This window comes from uncultured Sutterella sp., assembly GCF_937923675.1.
In the GTDB taxonomy this organism is placed as follows: domain Bacteria; phylum Pseudomonadota; class Gammaproteobacteria; order Burkholderiales; family Burkholderiaceae_F; genus Sutterella.
Window position 1 is genome coordinate 1 of sequence record NZ_CALDXB010000087.1, and the last position, 2,140, is coordinate 2,140.

Annotated in this window: 1 protein-coding gene; it reads left to right on the forward strand. The window is 53.0% G+C overall.

Annotated elements, in window-relative coordinates:
- Nucleotides 1–160: 160 nt before the first annotated feature.
- Nucleotides 161–1,924 (forward strand): transposase, encoded by a 1,764-nt coding sequence (locus Q0106_RS10570; protein WP_297612634.1) that lies wholly within the window; start codon nt 161–163, stop codon nt 1,922–1,924.
- The last annotated feature ends 216 nt before the right edge of the window (nt 1,925–2,140 follow it).

Genomic DNA, 2,140 nt, shown 5'->3' on the forward strand with positions numbered 1-2,140 from the left:
CCTGAACTTCCCAGCCTGACTGCACTCAAAATGGGAATTTCCTGAATTTCTCCTCTGCAGCCATTTAATTTTTCTTAAAAACTTTTGAAATTTTTATTGATTTAACAATGAAATTCTGCTAAAATTGAGTGTAACCACTACACTCAATTTTAGCTTCGGCATGTACCTCCCAAACCTCGTCAATGTTCCGGCAGTCACCGGCAAAATCGTGCGTAAAAAGAAGGGCGCAAGCATCTACGTGCTCTTCGAAACGGATCGCGTCTACGATCCCAAGCGCAAATTCAATGTGCCGAAGCGCGTCATCATCGGGAAGCTTGTTTCCGATGCGGATGATGCCTTGATGCAGCCGAATGAAAATTTTCTCAAGCATTTTCCAGACGCTGATCTTCAGCCCGATGAGCCGCCCTCGCGACGCAGCAATACGCTGCACGCCGGGACGTTCCTTGCCTTTGCCTCCATCGTCAGGGAGTACAAGCTCGATGAACTCCTCGAGCAGTCTTTCGGCGCTAAGGCAGGATTTGTCCTTGATCTGGCTCTCTATCTGATCGTCGCAGAGGACAACGCCGGGCAGTACTACCCGGACTACGCCAGGTGCCATCCGCTTTTTACGCAAGGCATGTCCATTTACAGCGACAGCACGGTCTCGCGCTTCCTTTCCAGCATCGAACGCGATCAGATCACAGGCTTCCTTGATGATTGGAACGCCCGGCAGGATCATCGTCAGCGCATCTACATCTCCTACGACTCCACAAACAAGAACTCGCAGGCGGGAGATCTGGATCTCGTTGAGTTCGGGCACGCCAAGGTGGATCAGGGGCTGCCGATCATCAATATTTCCGTCGCTTACGACAAAACCAATCAGGTGCCGCTTTTCTACGAGGCCTATCCCGGCTCGATCCCCGATGTCAGTCAGCTTCAGTACCTGATTGAGAAGCTCGCCGCGTACGGCTACCGTGCCGTCGGCATTGTTGTCGACCGCGGCTACTTCAGCCGCCGCAACATTCTTCTGATGGACGAAAAAGGCATTCAGTTCCTGCTGATGGTCAAGGGCTGCAAAGCTCTCGTGTCGTCGCTGATCACGGAGCACCGCGGCTCATTCGAAACGGATCGCGCCCGCCGGGTGCCGGGCACTAATGTGTACGGCATCACCATCAAGCGTCCGCTTTTTGACGGCGACGCCAGGGAGCGCTACTTCCACCTGTTTCACAATCCGTCGAAGATGGCGGCGGAACGACTTCAGCTTGACGGACTTATTGATCAGATGGGAGTCGAACTCAAAAAGCTCGAAGGGAAGGAGTGCGAGATTGCCGAGCCTTATTCGCGCTACTTCGACTTCCACTATGACAAGCAGAAGAAGCTTGTATTTGCTGAAGAAAAGACGGAAGTCATCCGGCGCGAGCATGAGCTCTGCGGCTACTTCTGCATCGTGAGCTCAGCGAAGATGACGGCGCAGGAGGCGTACCTTCTTTACCGTGGCCGCGACGCTTCGGAGAAACTCTTCTGCGCCGACAAAACCTTCCTCGGCTCCCGCTCTCAGCGCGTGCACTCCAACGAAGCTCTCCAGGCGAAGATTTTCATTGAGTTCGTGGCGCTCATCATGCGCAACCGGTTTTACAACCTGCTCAAGGAGCAGATGTTGCGCCTGAAAACCACCCGCAACACCATGACTGTGCCCGGAGCCATCCGTGAGCTCGAAAAAGTAGAAATGACAAGGAGAAGCGGCTCCAGCTATCTCGTGGACTACGCCCTGACCAAGAACCAGAAGATGATTTTCCAGTCATTCGGCATGGACGCTGATTCGGTTGCAGCAGGAGCGAGAGACATAGCCGCGAAGCTGGCGCAGGCAAAGGACGAGAAGGTCCTGGATGAAGAAGCCGAGGTAGATGAGGATTATGACGAGACGGAAATCACTTGCTTCGATTAATGCGAAGATTGATGAGATTGAGAAGAAGATCTCGGCAACGAAGAAGCGTTATGAGAAGCTGTGTAAGGATCACCAGCAGCTTCAGCATGAACGGGAGCTGGTAATGAGCCGGGAGATTCTCAAGGCCATGAAGAAGAGCGGCAAGAGTTACCGCGAGATCATGACGTTTCTGCAGGCATCTTAGGAGCGAGTGTAACTTTTGATGGGAAGTTCAGG

Coding starts and splice junctions, on each gene's coding strand:
- Q0106_RS10570 (WP_297612634.1), top strand. CDS start 161: ATGTACCTCCCAAACCTCGTCAATGTTCCGGCAGTCACCGGCAAAATC.